This is a genomic window from Marcopretia estuarina LEGE 06307, from assembly GCF_056633115.1.
In genome coordinates, this window is the sequence record NZ_JBSJOY010000006.1 from 68788 (window position 1) to 83931 (window position 15144).

Annotated in this window: 14 protein-coding genes; 4 read left to right on the forward strand and 10 right to left on the reverse strand. The window is 66.2% G+C overall.

The window, feature by feature from the left end; all coding sequences use genetic code 11:
• Positions 1–40: 40 nt before the first annotated feature.
• From ACWJI3_RS13815 to ACWJI3_RS13830, 4 genes are read right to left on the reverse strand one after another with little or no spacing between them, the layout of a single operon-like run.
• A complete protein-coding gene (locus ACWJI3_RS13815; protein WP_094512723.1) occupies positions 41–1738 on the reverse strand; it encodes an NAD+ synthase in 1698 nt (565 codons plus the stop codon).
• Entirely contained in the window at positions 1738–2352 is a 615-nt protein-coding gene (locus ACWJI3_RS13820) for a nicotinate-nucleotide adenylyltransferase (RefSeq protein ID WP_094512816.1), read from the reverse strand. The genes ACWJI3_RS13815 and ACWJI3_RS13820 overlap by 1 nt, the downstream gene beginning before the upstream one ends.
• Positions 2349–3665, reverse strand: a complete 1317-nt coding sequence (locus tag ACWJI3_RS13825; RefSeq protein WP_480203974.1) for a GTP-binding protein — start codon at positions 3663–3665, stop codon at positions 2349–2351. The genes ACWJI3_RS13820 and ACWJI3_RS13825 overlap by 4 nt, the downstream gene beginning before the upstream one ends.
• A complete protein-coding gene (locus ACWJI3_RS13830) occupies positions 3662–4678 on the reverse strand; it encodes a CNNM domain-containing protein (RefSeq protein ID WP_480203975.1) in 1017 nt (338 codons plus the stop codon). Before ACWJI3_RS13830 ends, ACWJI3_RS13825 begins: the two co-directional genes overlap by 4 nt.
• A 110-nt stretch (positions 4679–4788) precedes the next feature.
• Here ACWJI3_RS13830 and ACWJI3_RS13835 point away from each other — a divergent pair, with 110 nt between their 5' ends.
• On the forward strand, positions 4789–6108 hold the full coding sequence (locus ACWJI3_RS13835; protein WP_480203976.1) for an aminopeptidase P N-terminal domain-containing protein: 1320 nt from the start codon (positions 4789–4791) through the stop codon (positions 6106–6108).
• Positions 6109–6136: 28 nt separating this feature from the next.
• Here the strand turns inward: ACWJI3_RS13835 and ACWJI3_RS13840 are convergent, their stop codons facing one another.
• A complete protein-coding gene (locus tag ACWJI3_RS13840) occupies positions 6137–7033 on the reverse strand; it encodes a TIGR01548 family HAD-type hydrolase (protein ID WP_480203977.1) in 897 nt (298 codons plus the stop codon).
• Between ACWJI3_RS13840 and ACWJI3_RS13845 the strand changes: the two genes are divergently transcribed.
• Positions 7032–7472, forward strand: coding sequence for a 30S ribosomal protein PSRP-3 (locus tag ACWJI3_RS13845; RefSeq protein WP_233132959.1), 441 nt, complete (start codon positions 7032–7034; stop codon positions 7470–7472). The genes ACWJI3_RS13840 and ACWJI3_RS13845 overlap by 2 nt on opposite strands.
• Before the next feature lie 744 nt (positions 7473–8216).
• On the opposite strand, the gene atpC is transcribed toward ACWJI3_RS13845, so the two are convergent.
• Together atpC and atpD are read right to left on the reverse strand one after the other, a co-directional pair.
• Positions 8217–8624, reverse strand: coding sequence for an ATP synthase F1 subunit epsilon (gene atpC / locus ACWJI3_RS13850; RefSeq protein ID WP_255101102.1), 408 nt, complete (start codon positions 8622–8624; stop codon positions 8217–8219).
• Positions 8625–8666: 42 nt separating this feature from the next.
• Positions 8667–10133: a F0F1 ATP synthase subunit beta gene (atpD, locus tag ACWJI3_RS13855; protein WP_094512716.1), complete on the reverse strand. Its 1467-nt coding sequence runs from the start codon at positions 10131–10133 to the stop codon at positions 8667–8669.
• 245 nt (positions 10134–10378) lie between these two features.
• Between atpD and groES the strand changes: the two genes are divergently transcribed.
• Both groES and groL read left to right on the forward strand, forming a co-directional pair.
• Positions 10379–10690, forward strand: coding sequence for a co-chaperone GroES (gene groES, locus ACWJI3_RS13860; protein ID WP_094512715.1), 312 nt, complete (start codon positions 10379–10381; stop codon positions 10688–10690).
• Positions 10691–10808: 118 nt separating this feature from the next.
• The gene (groL, locus tag ACWJI3_RS13865; protein WP_094512714.1) at positions 10809–12446 is read left to right on the forward strand and encodes a chaperonin GroEL; all 1638 of its coding nucleotides are present in this window, start codon (positions 10809–10811) and stop codon (positions 12444–12446) included.
• Positions 12447–12720: 274 nt separating this feature from the next.
• Here the strand turns inward: groL and msrB are convergent, their stop codons facing one another.
• The 3 genes from msrB to gpmI all read right to left on the reverse strand — a co-directional run bounded on the left by msrB (position 12721) and on the right by gpmI (position 15123).
• Positions 12721–13203 carry a peptide-methionine (R)-S-oxide reductase MsrB gene (msrB, locus tag ACWJI3_RS13870; RefSeq protein WP_094512815.1) on the reverse strand — a complete coding sequence of 161 codons (483 nt, stop codon included), beginning with the start codon at positions 13201–13203 and terminating at the stop codon, positions 12721–12723.
• Positions 13204–13219: 16 nt separating this feature from the next.
• On the reverse strand, positions 13220–13450 hold the full coding sequence (gene secG / locus ACWJI3_RS13875) for a preprotein translocase subunit SecG (RefSeq protein ID WP_094512713.1): 231 nt from the start codon (positions 13448–13450) through the stop codon (positions 13220–13222).
• A 92-nt stretch (positions 13451–13542) separates the two neighbouring features.
• Complete coding sequence (gpmI, locus tag ACWJI3_RS13880) at positions 13543–15123, reverse strand: 2,3-bisphosphoglycerate-independent phosphoglycerate mutase (protein WP_094512814.1); 1581 nt, start codon at positions 15121–15123, stop codon at positions 13543–13545.
• Between the last annotated feature and the right edge of the window lie 21 nt (positions 15124–15144).

Here is a 15144-nt window from a genome sequence, read left to right on the forward strand (position 1 = left end):
GGGCCGCACTGCCAGGAATTGGTCCGCATCGGCAGACGATTCAGTCGATGGCGGCAGCAATCGGCATGCGCCAGCCACTGCCGAAGGCCCGGCCGCTCACCTTGATCAGCGGCGCGGCCTGGCGCCGTTTGAACTCGGCCCCGCGCAGCAGGCGGTATACACGCTGGGCCACCTGGGCATCCGTGCCGGCGGCCACCAGTTCCTCCGGGCTGCGCAGCTCTTCGATGAACTGCCGCAGCAGGGGGTCCAGCACGGCGTAGTCGGGCAGGGAATCAGTGTCGCGCTGATCAGGCCGCAACTCAGCGCTTGGTGGCTTCTCGCGGATCGCCGCGCCGATCAGCTCCCCCTTGGCCGGCAGCCCGCAACTGCGGCGGCAGTCGGCGGCGGCGGGGCTGTCCAGCCAGGCGCAGAGGCGGAACACGGTGGTCTTGTAGAGGTCGCCGATCACCGCCAGGCCGCCGTTCATGTCGCCATAGAGGGTGCAATAGCCCACGGCCAGCTCCGATTTGTTGCCGGTGGAGAGCAACAGCCGGCCCTGGGTATTGGCCATGGCCATCAGCAGAGTGCCGCGGATGCGGGATTGCAGGTTCTCGGCCGTCAGCCCTGTGGGTGCGGCTCCGATCGGCGCTTCCAGGGCCTGATCAAATCCCCGCATCAGCGGCTCGATCGCCACGCAGCCGTGGGCGACGCCGAGGCGATCCGCCAGCGCGATCGCATCGGTGCGGGATCCTGCTGAGCTGTAGGGGGAAGGCATCAGCAACGCGAACAGCTGGTCAGCCCCCAAGGCCGCCACGGCCACGGCGGCCACCAGCGCTGAATCGATGCCGCCGCTGAGTCCGAGCAGCGCCTGCCGGAAGCCGCATTTGCCGGCGTAGTCGCGCACCCCCAGCACCAGCACCCGGAACAGTTGCTCCATCGGATCCGGAGGTGGGGCGACGGGGCCCGTGGGTTCAGCCCCTGGGTCGCTGTCCCACACCGCCAGGCTCTCGGCGGCGCAGGGCAACTGAAGCCGCATGGCACCGGCTGCGTCCACCACGAAGCTGCCGCCGTCGAACACCAGCTCATCGTTGCCGCCCACCTGGTTCACGTACGCCACCGGGCACTGCAGCCGGGCGGCAGCGGCCTGGGCCAGCCGGCAGCGCACTGCGCCTTTGCCCTGCACGAACGGGGACGCCGAGAGGTTGAGCAGCAGGTCGGGCTGCAGCGGCATCAGGGCGGCGATCGGGTCCGCCCCGCGCAGACGATGCCCCTGCAGGCGTTCCTCCACCCATAGGTCCTCGCAGATGGTCAGGCCGATGCGCCACGGGCGCCCGCCCCACTGGCGTTCGATCAGGCAGGCCGCGTCGGCCGGCTGAAAGTAGCGGCGTTCATCAAAGACGTCGTAGCTAGGGAGCAGGCGCTTACGGGCGACGATGCTCCAGCCGCCCTGCTCCACCAGGGCCACGGCGTTGTGAAGCGCCGGCAGCCCGTTGCCAGCCACCGGCTCGGCGACGCCCACCAACAGAGCCAGCCCGCCGGGCAGCTCATGGGCCAGCGCATCGAGCACCTGCTCCTGCTGGCGCAGCAGCGCAGGCCGCAGCAGCAGATCCCGTGGCGGGTACCCCCACAGCGACAGCTCGGGGCTGGCGACCAGATCAGCCCCGGCAGCGGCGGCCTGACGGCTACGTTCCAGAAGCAGTGCACCGTTGCCGCGCAGGTCTCCCACCAGCGGGTCGATCTGGGCGAGGGCGAGCCGCATCAGCGCAGCGGCGGGGTGGCCGGCCGCCTGCTGGCCGCCACGTCGCCCAGGCCGTAGAGGTTGCGCTTGCGCAGCTCCGGCCACAGTTCCGCCGGGATCAGCTGGGGATCGGGATGGAGGCGCAACTGGGAACTGGCCGTGGCCGGGATCTGCAGCGGCAGCACCTCCACCCGGCCTCCCCGTTGCACCAGGCCATCGATGTGCAGCGCGTCGAGCGGCCAGCCCAGGCGAGGCACCACGGCCAGCCGGCAGGCGGCGAGCAGGGCATCCGCCGCGTACCAGCGGGGAATCTGCGGCAGCAGATCGCTGCCCACCACGAAGATCAGGTCGGCTTCAGGCCAGAGCCGGCGGGCCTGCTCCAGGGTGTGGAGGGCGCGGCTGTGGCTGAGGCTCTGGTCCACCTGAATACGAGGATTGCCGATCCCCTCGACCAGCGCCCGCAGCAGCACGGCGCGCACCTCAATGGGGGCCCCATGCTGCTTGAAGGGGTTGTCGCTGGCCCAGGTGCGCACCAGCGGGTAGCGCTCTCCCAGGGCCTGCAGCAGAGCGCGGTGCCCGAGGGTGGGCGGATCGGCGCTCGTGCCGAACAGGGCCACCTGGTCGGGCGCGCTCATGGCTGCAGCCCCTGCAGGGCCGGATCCCAGCCCCGCGGCGACCATTGCTGCAGCCAGGCCTGGGTCTGGGGATCCTGCCGGGCCAGGCGCCGCAGCAGGGCACCGGGGCGGGCCGGGCCCTGATGGGCCGCTTTGAGCAGTTCCGCGGCGGTCAGCCGGCCGGTGAGCCGGGTGGTGTGAACAGCCAGCGCCGCCTGGGCCAGGGCCACTGGCGCGGCAGGGGCCAGCGAGAGCCCGCCGGTGAATGGCGCTGCCACCAGCAGCGCCTGGCGCAGGGCGCCCAGCAGCAGCTGGATGCCGATCTGGGTGCCGCCCAGCAAGGCGCTGTGGCCTGACAGCCGGGCCAGCATCCGCCGCGCCTGAGCGCCATTGATCGTGAGTCCGTACAGCCGGCAGAGCTGCATCACCAGGGCGGTGTCGCAGGCGAGCGAACCAGCCAGATCCAGCAGCACCAGTGGATTGGCGGCAACGCCGGCGGCTTTGAGGGTGGCGTACCGCCCGATCACCCCATGGGCCTGGCGTTGCTGCTGGTGCAGGCGCTGGGCCTGCAGACGCTGAGCGAATCGATCCCCTGCCTTGAGGCTGTTGAGGGCGAGGAACAGGGCCCCGTGACTGGTCAACAGGTCCACCAGCCGCTCCTGCAGAGGCTCGATGGCGGGCGGCCGGGCTTCGCTGCGCACACGGCCGTCAGCCAGCAGCTGGGCCTGTCTTGGCGCCGCCGACACCGCCACCAGATCCAGGCCGGCGGCGGCGGCCGGCAGCCGCCGGCGAATGCTGTCGAGCAGCTGGACGCGTTCGCCGGCCGGCCAGCAGTCGATCCGGTTCACCACCAGCAGCAAGGGCTTGCCCCAGCCGAGCACCTGCTCCAGGGCTTCGCCTTCCGGGCTGGTGAGGTCGCCGTCGAGCACAAACAGCAGGAGGTCGGCGCCAAGAGCCACCCTGGCGGCCAGCCGCTGGCGGGCCGGGCCATCCACCTCGTCGATGCCGGGGGTGTCCACCAGCTCCACGCCGTTCAGACCCGCGATCGGCTGCTGCCAGCGTTCTCGTTCCTGCAGGCGGGTGCTGCCGTGGGCCAGGTCGGTGGCGAAGCGGGAACGCCCGAGCAAGGCGTTCAGCAGGCTGGATTTGCCCACACCCACGCGGCCGAACACCGCCAGCCGCAGGCGGCCCTGCTCCAGCCGCTCAATCTGGCGATCCAGGGCCGCCAGCTCCGGACCCAGGGCCGAACACTCGCGAGGGGTGAGGTTGAGCTCCGAGCGCCAAAGCCTGAGCAACTGGAGGCAGCGGGTGGGGGTGTCGGGCGTGGGCCTCATTCGCCGGAGACCTCCACAGGCGACTGCGGCCGCCGCCACCAGCCGGCCAGAACCGCCAGTACGGCGTCGGCACCGATCACACCGACGAAGCCACCGAATTCATCCACCACCACCCGCACGGAATGGCTGCTGCGCCGGAAGGCGGTGAGCAGACGGTCCGCGCGGATCATCTCCGGCACGAACTCCACCGGGCTGATGAGGTTCTCGATCGTGGTCTCACCGCGCCCTTCCACCAGGGCCTGCAGAAGGCTTTCCTGGCTGGCCACCCCCAGCACTTCGTCCACCTCTTCGCCCAGCACCACCCACCACGGGGCGTGCTGGGCAAGCAATTGAGGCTTCACGCTCTGGAGGCTTGCCATCCCAGGCAGGGTGGGGGCTGCCACGCGGGGCACCATCAGATCCCGCGCTGTCAGGTCGTTGAGTTGGAACACCTTGCCGATCATGGCGGCTTCGTCGGCTTCGATCTGGCCGGTGCGGGAACCAAGCCTGGCCAGCAGGCGGATCTCCTCCTCGTCGGTGCTGAGCTCGCTCTCGGCGGTGATCGCCGGCATCAGCCGTTCGAGCACCAGCACCAGCGGCAACATCAACCGCAGCAGCACGTTGACCGTGGCGGCGCTCGCCAGGGAGACCGGCATGGCCATGCTGCTGCCGATCGATTTGGGCAGGATTTCCCCCAGCAGGATCACCAGCACGGTGAGGCCGAACGAAAAGAGGGGCAGGGCCATGCCGGAGACGCCCAGCTGCGCGAACACCCAGCCGGCATAGCTGCCGATCATCAGGCTGCCGAAGATGTTGAAGCCGTTGTTGAGAATCACCAGCACCGCCAGGGCACGGCCCAGACGGTTTTTCAGCCGTTGCAGGGCCCTGGCACCGCGCGGCGGCACCGGACGGCCCGCCAGTTCGTGCACCTTGAGGGGATTGACCGTGAGGATGGCAGCCTCGACGCCTGAGCACAGCGCTGATCCCGCCAGAATCACCACCACCAGCGCTGCCAGGCCAAACAGCTCATTCATGGTGGCGCGCCCTTCCCAGCTCGCTCATGTCGGCGCCTTCATCAAGGCAGGGCATTCCATGCCCTTATTTAATCGTCTAAGTCTCTGTCCCGCCGTTTCGTGGTTCCTCCATGGTGATTTCCGCTGCCACCTTCCAGCAGCGTCGCGCGCTTTTCCTGGAACGGCTCGGTGCCGTGGCCGCCGTGATTCCCGCTGCTCCACTGGTCACCCATCACGCCGATGTGGAACATGGCTTCCGCCAGCACAGCGATTTCTGGTACCTCACGGGGTTCGATGAGCCGGGGGCCGTGGCCCTGTTCCTGCCGCACCGCAGTGAGCACAGGTTCGTGCTGTTCGTAGAACCCAAGGACCCTGCGGCCGAGGTCTGGAACGGCTTCCGCTGGGGGTGTGAAGGCGCGGTGTCCCAGTTCGGCGCCGACCTGGCCCATCCGCGGGCGGAACTGGCCGAACGGCTTGCGGAGTACCTCCAAGGGGCCGAAGGCATCGCGTTCCGGGTGGGTCGTCATCCGAGCGTGGAGCCGCTGGTGCTCTCCGCCTGGGCCGCCCAGCTCGACCGGGCACCGCGCAGCGGTCAGGCGGCGCTTGGCCTGGTGGCACCCTGCCCACTGCTGCACCAGTTGCGCCTGCGCAAGACCGAGGACGAACTGGAGCGCCTGCGCGAGGCCGCCCGGATCTCCGCCGAAGCCCATGAGCTGGCGCGGCAGGTGGCGCGGCCCGGGCTGAACGAGCGGCAGGTGCAGGCTGCGATCGAGCAGCACTTTCTGCTTCAGGGCGCCCGTGGTCCTGCCTACGGCTCGATCGTCGCCGGCGGCGACAACGCCTGTGTGCTGCACTACACGAGCAACAATGCACCCTTGCTGGACGGCGATCTGCTGCTGATCGACGCCGGTTGCAGCCTCAGCGATTACTACAACGGCGACATCACCCGCACCTTCCCGGTGGGCGGGCGCTTCAGTGCGGAGCAGCGCGCCCTCTACGACCTGGTGCTGGCTGCCCAGCAGGCGGCGATCGCCTGCGTGAAGCCAGGGGCCGATGCCGAGCAGGTGCATGCGGCCGCGGTGCGGGTGCTGGTGGAGGGATTGGTGGAGCTGTGTCTGCTGCAGGGGGAGGTGGATGGCCTGATCGAGCAGGGCGCCTACCGCCACCTCTATATGCACCGCACCGGCCACTGGCTGGGGCTCGATGTCCACGACGTGGGTGCTTACCGCCTCGGCGAGCATCCGGTGCCGCTTGAGCCCGGCATGGTGCTCACAGTGGAGCCTGGGCTCTATGTGAGCGATCGGCTGCCCGTGCCGGATGGCCAGCCCGCCATCGACGCGCGCTGGAAGGGGATCGGCATCCGCATCGAGGACGACGTGGCCGTGACCCCCAGCGGGCACGAGGTGCTCACAGCCGCTGCGCTCAAATCAGCAGACGCCATGGAGCGGTGAAACCGGGTGCACGGTCCGGGCCGTTCGCTCAGCCGAGCAGGCGGTTCAGCAGCGCCGGAGCCTCCACCGTGGTGGTCAGGATGTGGTCGGCGCCTGCCTGGCTCAGGTGGTGTTCGTAGACCTGCCGTTGCGCAACGGCTCCCGCGTCCTGCAGGTGAGGCGGAGCCACCGCCAGGCTGACGAAGGCCTGATCGGGATGGCACGCCCGAGCACGCTGCACCGTTTCCACATCCGCCACGGTGTCGCCCACATAGGCCACCAAGGGGGCTTCATGGCCCAGGTCGGTGGTGGCCAGGCGGGCGGCAAGCGTGAGCAGGCCGGTGGGATCGGGCTTGTCCGGAGCGTCGCCCATGGCGATCAGGGGAGGCTGCGGCAATCCGAGCCGCTGATGCAGCACGAAGCGCGCGGAAGCCGGTTCAGCGCCGCTCACGAACCCCCAGGCAAAGCCGTGCTGGCTCAACTGCTCGAAGAAAGGCGGCTGTACCAACAGCGTTTCTTCCCGGATGAAGCCCTGCCACGCTTCTGGCGGGCCGTCTGGGTCCCCTCCGAAATAGAGCTGGCTGAACACCTCCACCAGGGCGCCAAAGCTGGGTAGCGGGTCATGCCCGTGGCGCCGCAGCAGCTCCAGCGATGCCTCCCAGTCGTTGTTCCACAGACCTTCGCTCTTGAGCGCGTCCACCTCGGTCTGTCCGGGCCTCCAACCGCTGTAGTGGTGAACGGTTTCAGCCAGGGCGCGGCGGTAGCTGCCGCTCACGTCGCGAATGACCCCGTCGATGTCGAACAGCAGAACAGCGCGGGGCTTCAGGGGCAGGGAGGCTGGGGCTGGTAGGTTACTCGTTTGATTGTTGTCCTTGAGCGCCGAACCTATGACGGCCAGCGATAGCCCTGACGCGGCGGTTTCTGCGATGCCCGCCGTGTCCGCCATGCCTGAGATCCTTCCCGCCGCCGCGGATCCGAGTGGCGCCCGCGAAGGGCGTCCCGTGCTGCGTGGCGCCAGCGCCGCACTGGCCACGGCCACCCTCGACGAAGATGGCGTTCCTTCCGGCCACACGCCGAAAGCGGATGAAGGCCGCTTCCTGCTCAAGATCCTCTGGCTGCCCGACAACGTCGCTTTGGCCGTTGATCAGATCGTGGGCGGTGGTCCCAGCCCCCTCACCTCCTACTTCTTCTGGCCGCGGGAAGATGCCTGGGAAACCCTCAAAGGTGAACTGGAAGCCAAATCCTGGATCACCGACAATGAGCGGGTGGAGATCCTCAACAAGGCCACCGAGGTGATCAACTACTGGCAAGAGGAAGGCAAAGGCAAGTCGCTCGACGAAGCCAAGCTCAAGTTCCCCGACGTCACCTTCTGCGGAACCGCCTGATCCTCAGCGGCGGGCTGCATTGGCTTACGGCCTACAGCGCAGTCCACTTCCTTTCACGCTTCGTTTTGCTTGGCTTGGCTTCACTGGCCAGGTTAAAGAACGGCTCAACACCTGCTGAAGCGAACGGTCGATGGGTGCCGCTCCTCAGCAAATCGCTCACCGACACTCGCTAGAACGTCTAGCACGATAAAGGCCCCAAGCAGGGGCCTTTTCTCTGTCGATCAAGCGTTCGATCTCCACACTCGCCCTCGGCCAACTCGAATTCGTCAACAAGTTGGGTCGATGGTCAAGTTCCATCCACGGTTGAGTTGAATCCGCTATCGGGTTGCATCCGCGGTCGAGCTACATCCTTCATCGATTGTCATTCGCAGCAAAGTTCCAGCCACCATCGGATTGCATTCATGATCAAGTTCACCAGGCTTGATCGCCGAATGGTATGGATCGATTGACAGCGATTCTCCACTCTGACTTCGCCACGGTGATGATGACGTTCGTGGGAAGTTGAAGTGCCCGACTTCAGCGCTAGTGAGCCGGCGCTGAGCGTTGCAGGGCCTGCTGGCGGAGATCCAAGGCCTCTTGGCCGAGAACCAAGGCCAGCTGGCAGAGCTCAAGGGCCAGCTGGCAAACATCCAGGGCCCTCATAAAAAAATCTTGGACCGGGCTTGTAGAGCCGATCCAAGACTGTTGATGGCATTGCGGCCATGAAGATTGGGGCTGCCCGGAAAGGACGACCCCGTTGATGGATCAGGCCTTGCGGGTGGCCTGAAGCCGGGCCCGGGCCCGAGCCAGGTTCTGGACGGCTTTCACCTTTTCCGTGCTGGGCGGCTGGCCTTCGAAGCTGGCTGCACGCAGCTGGGCTTCTTCCACCTGCTGCTCGGCGGCGGCGGCATCGATTTTGTCTCCGAGCTCTGCGGTGTTCACGAGCACAGTGACTTCGTCGGCTTCGACTTCGGCAAAACCACCCATCAAGGCAATGGCGGTCCAGTCTTTGCCGCTGCGCAAGCGCATCACACCCACATCGAGAGCGGTGAGCAAGGAGACGTGTCCGGGGAGGATCCCCAGCTGCCCAGTGGTGCTGGGCAGGATCACCTCATCCGCGCTGCCGTCGAAAACGCTCTGGTCAGGTGCCAGAACACGGAGATTGAGAGTCATGGCGAGAAGGTGACAGGGAGATCAGAGGCAGTCCGTCGCAAATCAGGACTTGGCGTCAGCGAGGATCTTGGCGGCCTTGGCCTTCACCTGATCGATGTTGCCCACGAGGTAGAAAGCAGCCTCGGGAAGATCGTCCAGCTCACCAGCGAGGATCATGTTGAAGCCGCTGATGGTGTCTTCGAGCTTCACGTACTCGCCGGACTGGCCAGTGAAGATTTCGGCCACAAAGAAGGGCTGAGACAGGAACTTCTCGATCTTGCGCGCGCGGTCGACGGTGCGACGGTCGTCTTCGGAGAGTTCGTCGAGGCCGAGGATGGCGATGATGTCCTGCAGCTCCTTATAGCGCTGGAGGGTGGATTGCACGGCACGGGCGGTGCGGTAGTGCTCGTCACCCACAACGGCCGGCTGGAGCATGGTGCTGGTGGAGTCGAGCGGGTCGACGGCCGGGTAGATGCCCTTCGAAGCCAGGCCGCGGCTCAGCACCGTGGTGGCATCGAGGTGGGCAAAGGTGGTGGCGGGAGCGGGGTCGGTGAGGTCGTCGGCCGGCACGTACACAGCCTGGATCGAGGTGATTGAACCTTCGAGCGTGGAGGTGATGCGTTCCTGAAGCTCACCAACGTCGGTGCCGAGGGTGGGCTGGTAGCCCACAGCGGAGGGCATGCGGCCGAGCAGGGCGCTCACTTCGGAGCCGGCTTGGACGAAGCGGAAGATGTTGTCGATGAACAGCAGCACATCCTGCTTGTTCACATCACGGAAATGCTCGGCCATGGTGAGTGCCGACAGACCCACGCGCATGCGGGCGCCAGGGGGCTCGTTCATCTGACCGAAGCAGAGCGCCACCTTGGACTTCGGGAGGTCTTCGGAGTTGATCACTCCAGATTCCTTGAACTCTTCGTAGAGGTCGTTGCCCTCACGGGTGCGCTCGCCAACGCCACCGAACACGGAAACACCGCCGTGCTCCTTGGCAATGTTGTTGATGAGCTCCTGGATCAGCACGGTTTTGCCCACGCCGGCGCCACCGAACAGGCCGACCTTGCCACCCTGGCGGTAAGGAGCCAGGAGGTCGATCACCTTGATGCCGGTTTCAAACACCTTGGGCTTGGTTTCGAGCTCGATCAGCTTCGGCGCATCCCTGTGGATGGGAGATGTGAGGGTGGAGGTGACCGGCCCACGCTCATCAACCGGCTCGCCGAGCACGTTGAAGATGCGGCCAAGAGTGGCCTCTCCCACGGGGACGCTGATCGGGGCGCCCGTGTCGAGGGCAGACATGCCACGCACGACGCCGTCGGTGCCGCTCATCGCAACCGCACGCACCCGGTGATCGCCGAGGAGCTGCTGGACTTCGGCGGTGAGGGCGATGTCCTGACCCGAGGAATTGCGGCCTTCAACGCGAATGGCATTGAAGATGCGGGGCAGCTTGCCGGCCGGAAATTCAATGTCGAGAACGGGGCCGATCACCTGACGGACAACACCCTTGGAGCCGGTGTTGACGGGAGCAGCAGCAGCCATAGGAAAGGAAGGAAGATCGCGCAGCGGGACGCGCGCCCGCCTGAAGCCGCGCCACCTTACCACCGCGAATGGCCTGGTCTTCAGAGCCAGAGGCCCGTGCCGCGTGCTGGGTTCGGTCAACCGCACACCGTACCGATTGCACTGCACCCTTCCACCGCCATAGGTTGGCACTCAGGCAGGGCGAGTGCTAATTCGCTCTCCCCTGTGGCGCCCACGGCGCCGCACCACCGCATTTGAAACGATCCATGGCTGCTGTCTCCCTCAGCGTCTCCACTGTCAAACCCCTTGGAGATCGCATTTTCATCAAGGTGTCCGAATCGGAGGAAAAAACCGCGGGCGGCATCCTGCTCCCCGACACTGCAAAGGAGAAGCCCCAGGTGGGCGAAGTGGTCCAAGTGGGCCCCGGCAAGCGCAATGAGGACGGCTCCCGCCAGGCTCCTGAAGTGAGCGTGGGCGACAAGGTGCTCTACAGCAAGTACGCCGGTACTGACATCAAGCTCGGCACCGATGAGTTCGTGCTGCTCTCAGAAAAAGACATTCTCGCCATCGTCGACTGATCGCTCCGGCACATGAGGTTCCTGTGAGCCTCAACTGCCCTCACTGATCACGTCCTGACCCCCGACGACTCGTCGGACGGTCAATCCTTTACCAACTACTTCAAGGAGCATCCCTTCCATGGCCAAGCGCATTATTTACAACGAGAACGCCCGCCGGGCCCTCGAAAAAGGCATCGACATCCTCGCTGAGGCCGTTGCCGTCACCCTCGGCCCCAAGGGCCGCAACGTGGTGCTGGAAAAGAAATTCGGCGCTCCCCAGATCATCAATGATGGCGTCACGATCGCCAAAGAGATCGAACTGGAAGACCACATCGAGAACACCGGTGTGGCCCTGATCCGTCAGGCCGCCTCCAAAACCAACGACGCCGCCGGCGACGGCACCACCACGGCCACCGTCCTGGCCCACGCCATGGTCAAGGCCGGTCTTCGCAACGTGGCTGCGGGCGCCAACGCCATCACCCTCAAGAAGGGCATCGACAAGGCTGCCGATTTCCTCGTCAAGAAGATTGAGGAGCACGCCAAGCCGATCGCCGACAGCAACGCCATCGCCCAGGTGGGCACCATCTCCGCCGGCAACGACGAAGAGGTGGGCCGCATGATCGCCGACGCTATGGACAAGGTCGGCAAAGAAGGCGTGATCTCCCTGGAAGAAGGGAAGTCGATGACCACCGAACTGGAGGTCACCGAGGGCATGCGCTTCGACAAGGGCTACATCTCCCCTTACTTCGCCACCGACACCGAGCGGATGGAAGCGGTGCTCGACGAGCCCTACATCCTGCTCACCGACAAGAAGATCGGCCTGGTGCAAGACCTGGTGCCCGTGCTTGAGCAGATCGCTCGCACCGGCAAGCCCCTGCTGATCATCGCCGAGGACATCGAGAAGGAAGCCCTCGCCACCCTGGTGGTGAACCGCCTGCGCGGTGTGCTCAACGTGGCCGCCGTCAAGGCCCCTGGTTTCGGTGACCGCCGCAAGGCCATGCTTGAGGACATCGCTGTTCTCACCAACGGTCAGCTGATCACCGAAGACGCCGGCCTCAAGCTGGAGAACACCAAGCTGGAGATGCTGGGCACCGCCCGCCGCATCACCATCAACAAGGACACCACCACCATCGTCGCCGAAGGCAACGAAGTGGCCGTCAAGGCCCGTGTGGAGCAGATCCGCAAGCAGATCGACGAAACCGACTCCTCCTACGACAAGGAGAAGCTGCAGGAGCGTCTGGCCAAGCTGAGCGGCGGTGTGGCCGTGGTGAAGGTGGGTGCAGCCACCGAAACCGAGATGAAGGACAAAAAGCTGCGCCTGGAAGACGCCATCAACGCCACCAAGGCGGCTGTTGAGGAAGGCATCGTTCCTGGTGGCGGCACCACCCTGGCCCACCTGGCCCCTGCCCTCGAGGAGTGGGCGGCTGCCAACCTCACCGGCGAAGAGCTGATCGGTGCCACCATCGTGGCCTCCGCCCTCACCGCTCCGCTGATGCGGATCGCCCAGAACGCCGGCGTCAATGGCGCCGTCGTCGCTGAGCATGTCAAGGGCATGCCGTTCAACGAGGGCTACAACGCCGCCACCGGTGAATACGTCGACATGCTGGCTGCCGGCATCGTTGATCCCGCCAAGGTGACCCGCTCCGGTCTGCAGAACGCCGCCTCGATCGCCGGCATGGTGCTCACCACCGAGTGCATCGTGGCCGATCTGCCCGAGAAGAAGGAAGCAGCTCCTGCCGGCGGCGGTGGCGGCATGGGCGGCGACTTCGACTACTGATCGTCTGCCCCTGGATTCGCAGGGTCACCCTGCGGATCCAGCTCCGATCAACCGTCACTGCTTCAAGCCAGCAGCTTCGAACCGCCAACTTCGAGCGATCAGCTGCCAGCCAGCAGCAGATCAGTTGCGAGCGATCAGTGCATCACCGGAGCAGGCCAAAAGCCTGCTCTTTTTTTGTCCTTTGTCCATGTGGCCGGCGGGGAGGCGCCACGGTGCATGCGCAGAGGTATGCCGCAACGGCGCAAGAGCTCAACGTCCCTGCCTCAGCAAGTTCCTACTTGCCGGGCACGAAGGCAAGCGCGACGCCGTTGTTGCAGTAACGCTTGCCGGTGGGCCTGGGTCCATCGTTGAACACATGGCCCTGATGCCCGCCGCAGCGGCGGCAGTGGTATTCCGTGCGGGGCACGATCAATTTGAAATCCAGCTGGGTGACCACCGCATTCGGCAGGGGCTGCCAGAAGCTGGGCCAGCCGGTGCCACTGTCGAATTTCGTGGTGGAGGAGAACAGCGGCAAACGGCAGCCAGCACACACGTAGGTGCCGGCTCGCTTTTCGTTGTTGAGCGGGCTGGAGAACGGCCGCTCCGTGCCCTCACGGCGCAGCACTGCAAAGGCGGCAGGACTCAGGCGCTCCTTCCAGGCAGCCTCACTGAGTTGCCAGGCAGGATCGCCCGCCTTGCTCGCAGCCTCAGCTTTTCGGCCTCCCAACAGGGGAGAGAGCAGGAGGGCCAGGGAGGCCAGCAAGCCACGGCGTTTGATTGGTGTCACGGCAGGGTCAGCGCAGCCAGCCGGCGCTCAGCACCACGGCGAGGCCGAGAAACAGGGCAAGCAGGGTCCAGGTGACGCGGTTGAGCGTGGCTTCGGCGCTGCGGGCGCTGCTGAACATCGACCCGCCGCTGCTGGCCAGGCCTCCCATGCCATCGCCCTTGGGGCTGTGCAGCAACACGCTGGCGATCAGGAGCACGCCGAGAGCGGCCCAGATCCAGGAAAGAACCGTGGTGATCATCTTCAGACCCTACCCAAACACCAGGCCCGAACGCCAGGCCGATCGGCCCTTCAGAGTGCGGGCAGGCTGACGGCCCTGACGGCCCGCCGGGCTCAGACCTGCAGCGCCCGTGGCCGCAAGGGCTCAGGAGTGGGCAGCAGTGGCGATGGCTCGATCAGGGAGGTCCCCGTCATGTTGGCGGGCACAGGCAGCTCAAGGATCTCCAGCAGGGTGGGGGCGATGTCCGCCAGGCCGCCCCCTTCCCTCAGGCGCACATCCGTGCCGTGGCCAGCCAGCTTGCGCCGTTCCCCTTCCACCAGGATCACCGGAACCGGGTTGGTGGTGTGGGCCGTCCAGGGCCGCCCGTCCTCCCCTTTCATCACTTCGGCATTGCCGTGATCGGCGGTGATCAGCAGGGTGCCCCCCTGCCGATTGGTGGCTTCCATCAGTCGGCCCACGCAGTGATCCACGGTGGCGATGGCGGCGGCTGTGGCCTCCATCTGCCCCGTATGGCCCACCATGTCGGGATTGGCGTAGTTGATCACCACCAGGGAGTAGATGCCTTTATTGATGGAGGCGATGCAGCTGTCGGTGAGGGCAGCGGCGGACATCTCGGGAGCCTGGTCGTAGGTGGCCACCCGCGGGGAGGGCACCAGGTGGCGGTCTTCGCCGTTGAAGGGCTGCTCGATGCCGCCGTTGAGGAAATAGGTGACGTGCGGATACTTCTCCGTTTCGGCGGTGCGCAACTGGCGCAGCCCGTGTTCGGAGACCACCTGGCCGAGCAGACCATCGAGTGACTCGGGGGGGAAGGCCACCGCCACGTCGAGGGCTTGCTCGTACTGGGTGAAAGTGACCAGGTGCAGAGGCTCGATGCGCTCCCTGGAGAAACCGCTGAAGTCTTCGAGCACAAGGGCGCGCACCAACTGACGCACCCGGTCGGGGCGGAAGTTGAAACAGATCAGGCCATCGCCTGGGCTCAGGTGGCCGGAGCTGAGGCGGTAGGGCTCAAGGAACTCATCGTTGATGCCGTTCTCGTAGGCCGCCAGGACCACCTGCTGGGCCGTGAGCGGGCCGTCGGCCGGTCTGGCCTCGGTGAGCAATCGATAGGCCTTCTCGGTGCGGTCCCAGCGGTTGTCGCGGTCCATGCTCCAGTAGCGGCCGCAGATCGTGCTGATCCGCCCCACGCCGGCGGCTGTGATCTGGGCATCGATGCGGTCGAGGAAGGCGATCGCGCTCTGGGGCGGGGTGTCGCGCCCGTCGGTGACCACATGGATGCAGACGTCGCTGAGGCCGCGGCCTGCGGCCCACTGCAACAGCCCGCCCAGGTGATCGATGTGGCTGTGAACGCCGCCGTCGGAGCAGAGGCCGATCAGGTGGAGTGCGCCGCCATTCACCAGCAGGGTGTCGGCCAGGGCATTGAGGGCGGGATTGGCGGCAAGGCTGCCGTCCTTCACCGCTTTGCCGATCCGCACCAGCTCCTGCCGGATGATCCGCCCGGAGCCGATGGTGAGGTGGCCCACTTCCGAGTTGCCCATCTGGCCGTCGGGCAGGCCCACGTCGCCGCCGCTCGCCTGGATCAGCGTGTGGGGGTACGCCTCCCACAGCGCATCCATCACCGGGGTGCTGGCCGCGCGGATCGCATTGTTATCGCTGGCTTCGCGGTATCCCCAACCATCGAGAATGGCCAATACCACCGGTGGCACGTAGCGGTGATC